This window comes from Thioalkalivibrio denitrificans, assembly GCF_002000365.1.
Taxonomy (GTDB): domain Bacteria; phylum Pseudomonadota; class Gammaproteobacteria; order Ectothiorhodospirales; family Ectothiorhodospiraceae; genus Thioalkalivibrio_A; species Thioalkalivibrio_A denitrificans.
In genome coordinates, this window is sequence record NZ_MVBK01000159.1 from 1 (window position 1) to 3,978 (window position 3,978).

Here is a 3,978-nt window from a genome sequence, read left to right on the forward strand (position 1 = left end):
GGCGCTGGCGACGCTGGACCGTCAGGTGCCGGACCGGTTGGCGCATCCCGAACGCTGGATGGCGCGCGAGCGGGCCCGGCTGGAGATCCTTGGAATGGAAGGGCGCTGGCAGGCGGTGGTGGACCGCGCGGCGCGTCTGCCCGGCGGGTTGCCGCTGGATTTCGTGATCTGGGTCCGCAGCCGGGAGGCCCATGCCCTGCTGGCGCTGGAGCGGCCCACAGAGGCACGGGCGCTTCTCAGGGATCTGATCTGGTTTTCCGGTGACGCGGTTCCGGCGTCCTGGCACGATGCCTGGCGGCGCATGCTGGCGGAGGCCTACCGGATGGAAGGCCTGCCCGCCGACGCGCTGTCCACCCTGCGTCGTCTGCGCCAGGACCGGGGTGCGGAGGCCGACATCCCGCTGCCGCTCGAAGCGCGCATCCTGATGGATCAGGACCGCCACGACGAAGCCGCCGGGCTGCTCGAGGGCACCGAGTTGCCGGAAGGCATGGCGTTGCGGTGGCTGGCGCTGCTGCATTCGGAGCAGGCGTCTCCGGAACAGGTGCGGCAGTCGATGAACGAAGCGGCCTTAGGGGACGACGTGTCCGATGGGGACCGTGCCCGCTACCTTGCCGTGGCGGCCGAGGCCGCGCTGCGCATGGCCGACCCCGTCGTCCGGGCGGACACGCTGGAGGCGGCCTTCGGGCTGCAGCACCTGGTCCGGGAGGAGAACAGCGGGTTCGGCTTGCCTGCGGATGCCCTGTGGGAGGCCTGGCTGGTCCTTGGCGAGGCCGCCGGGAACGAGCGGCAATTGCTCATGGGCGATGACGAGGCCTGGTTGGCCGCTGCCGCGGAGGTGGAGCCGGAAGCGGCGGTCACGGGACGCGCCCTGTTGGCCGTCGTCGCACTGCGCAGCCGCGACGAGGAAGTTCGGGCCCATGCCCATCATCTGTTGGCGGAGCACGTCCTGACGCTTCAGCACGGCGACCGCGTACTGGAGATGCTCTATCTGGACGGCCGGCGTTTCGGTGCCGCGGAGCAGGTCCCGGTGACGGTGCGCAATCTCCTGGCCGAGCAGGCCATGGGCCGCGGAGAGCTGGATACGGCGTCGGCGCTCATGGCCGGCGTGGCCTTGCCTCCCGAAGGCGCCGACCCCTTCGACTGGGGCTTGCGCCGCGCGCGGCTGCTCATCCTCGGTGGTCAGGAAGAGGCCGGCATCGACGGCCTGTACGACGTGTTGGCCGGCGTGCGTAGCCTGGAGTCGGATGCCGCCGACCGTTTCCTTCAGGTCCTGTTCGATCTCCAGACCGTGCGCCGCCACGATGCGGCCATCCACCTTTTCCGTGCCATGGCGCCGAGGCTGGAGGATCCCCGTCAGGTGCGCGAGGTGCTTTACTGGGAGGCGGATTCGCATCGCGCCCTGGGTGAGTACGAGCAGGCCGCGCGCCTGTACCTGCGTTCCGCGGCCATGGGCAACGGCCTGTCCGATCCCTGGGGCATGACCGCCCGCTTCCAGGCGGCGCAGGCACTGGCCGATGCGGGTCTGGTTGCCGATGCCCGCACGCTCTACACCGAACTGTTGCGAATCACCCGTGACCCGGAGCGCCGCGTGGTCCTGCGTCAGCGGCTCCAGGAACTGGAACTGCGCTGATCCCCCCCCTGCGGTAGTCCCTGCCGCTTCCGAAACACACTGTGCGTTGGCCCGAATGCGGTTCGTGCCGCTGTTTCTGCCGTCCGTCGTACATCGCAGCCGGATTAAAGATTTCCGGATTCGCGGTCGATAAGCTCCATGACAGATCAAGCGACGGGCCGCCCGGGACGCCTTCGGGTTGTGTGGCTCGCGACATAAGCGCGTCCGGTTGCCTTGGGGGAGGCCCTGGCAGGGCGGGCGCATCGGGAGAGACATCATGTTCAACGTGTTTTCGCGCATATCCATCCGCATGAAGCTGCTGATGGGGTTTGCTTTTGTGCTGGCGATCCTGCTGATCGTTTCGCTCATCGGGCTGCGCGGCCTGAACGCGACGCGGGCCATGGTTGAGGAGGTGGTACGCGACGTGCAGCCGGTCACCCTGGCCGCCATGGAAGTGGACAGCGCCTTGCACAACGCGGCGTCCTCGCTGGGCTTCTACCTGATGAGCAAGGAGGATGTGCATCGGGAGGCGTATGACACGAACCTGGAGCGCCTGCGCGAGGCGGTGGAGTCGCTCACGGCGGCACCGCTGGTGCAGAACGTGCCGGAACTGAGCGCGCTGGCCACGGCCATCGCAACCGAAGCCGATGCCTTCGCGGGGTATCGCGACGAGATGGTCACCCTGGCCTCGGATCTGACCCGCAATATGCCGGCCATGGAAATATCGACCGTACGGCTCAATCCCGTGTCACAGGAAATTCTTCAGAACATGTCGCAGATGGCGGCATCCGAGATGGGGGAGTTCGTCAGCGAGCGCCGGCGTCAACTGCTCAACGATTTTCATGAACTTCGCTACGGCCAGAGCAACATCATGATGGGGATCCGCGGCTTCATCGCCTTTCAGGACACCCCCTCGCGCGAGAACACGCGCCTTTACATCAACCGCAATCGAAGTCTCCTTGAATCGGTCGAGAGCCGCTCGTCTATGCTCAATTTCGAGCAGGAGATTGCGCTCGAGGAACTGCTGGTGTTGCAGGATCAGCTGGAGGCGGGTCTTGACGAGCTGTTCCGTGTGCACGGCAGCGAGCAGTCCCACCGGGACGCCTATCTCATCCGCACGGAGGTGGGGCCGTTGCTGCTGCAGAGCAAGGAGCGTGTCAATGAACTCGTGTCGCGCCTTGAGCAACGCACGAGTGAGGCCAGCGAGGCCCTCGTCGCGCAGGCGCAGACCGCACAGCGCGTGATGATGACTTTCATGCTCATCGGTCTGGCGCTGGGCACCCTGGCGGCCTTCGTGCTGGCCGGTTCCATCGTGCGTCCCCTGCGCCATGCCATCGTGGCTATGGAGGACATCGCGGAAGGGGAGGGCGATCTCACCCGCACCCTCAAGGAACAGGGCGGTCCCGAGCTCTCGGCCCTGGCCCGTGCCTTCAACAACTTCGTGGAGAAGATTCGCAACACCCTGGGGCAGGTGACCGACGCGGTCTCCCACCTCTCCAGCGCCGCCGACGAGATGTCTGCCATTACCGCCGAGACGAACCAGGGTGTGGAGCGTCAGCGAAACGAGACCGATCGCGTGGCTACGGCCATGAACGAGATGCTGAGCACATCCCAGGAGATGGCCGGCAACGCGGGTTCGGCGGCCGAGGCCACCCAGTCGGCTGACAAGGCCGCCCGCGACAGCGAGCGCATCGTGTCCCAGGCCATCGGTTCCATCAATGAACTGGCCGGGACCGTGGAGGATGCAGCGGGCGTGATCCATACGCTGGGCCAGGATGCCGAGAAGATCGATTCGGTCATGGACGTGATCCGGGGGATTGCCGAGCAGACCAACCTGCTGGCACTCAACGCGGCCATCGAGGCGGCCCGTGCCGGTGAGCAGGGTCGGGGGTTTGCCGTGGTGGCCGACGAGGTGCGTACCCTGGCCACCCGTACACAGGAATCCACCCGCGAGATTCAACAGATGATCGAGCGTCTGCAGGAGGCCTCGCGCAAGGCGGTGGAGGTGATGGACTCCGGACGCGAGCGCGCGCGCTCCACCGTGGAGGCGGCCAACGGCGCGCGCGGTTCCCTCAACACCATCACCGACGCGGTCAAGACCATCAACGATATGAACAACCAGATCGCCGTGGCCTCACGGCAGCAGAGCGAGGTGGCCGAGGAGATGAACCGCAACGTCGTCAACATCAGCGACGTGGCCGAGGAAAATGCCCGCGCCGCCAATCAGGTGTCCACGGCAACCGAGGACCTCTCCCGGCTGGCCGCCGATCTGCGCGGCCTGATCACCCAGTTCAGGCTCTGAGTTTTTCCTTCCAGCCTGTGTATCTAGGAGCCTGTCGGACTTAGGCTGCTCCTACTGCGCCGGTGGG

General features: G+C 66.5%; 2 protein-coding genes. Both read left to right on the plus strand.

All coding sequences use genetic code 11. The features are described 5' to 3' along the window. Positions 1–1,630 (plus strand): tetratricopeptide repeat protein (locus B1C78_RS17195; protein ID WP_077280377.1); only part of this gene is annotated, 1,630 nt, incomplete at its 5' end. A 256-nt stretch (positions 1,631–1,886) separates the two neighbouring features. Further along, entirely contained in the window at positions 1,887–3,911 is a 2,025-nt protein-coding gene (locus B1C78_RS17200) for a HAMP domain-containing methyl-accepting chemotaxis protein (RefSeq protein ID WP_077280378.1), read from the plus strand. The last annotated feature ends 67 nt before the right edge of the window (positions 3,912–3,978 follow it).

Excerpts from the sequence above, each read along its gene's own strand:
- B1C78_RS17200 (WP_077280378.1), top strand. The coding sequence starts at position 1,887 with ATGTTCAACGTGTTTTCGCGCATATCCATCCGCATGAAGCTGCTGATG.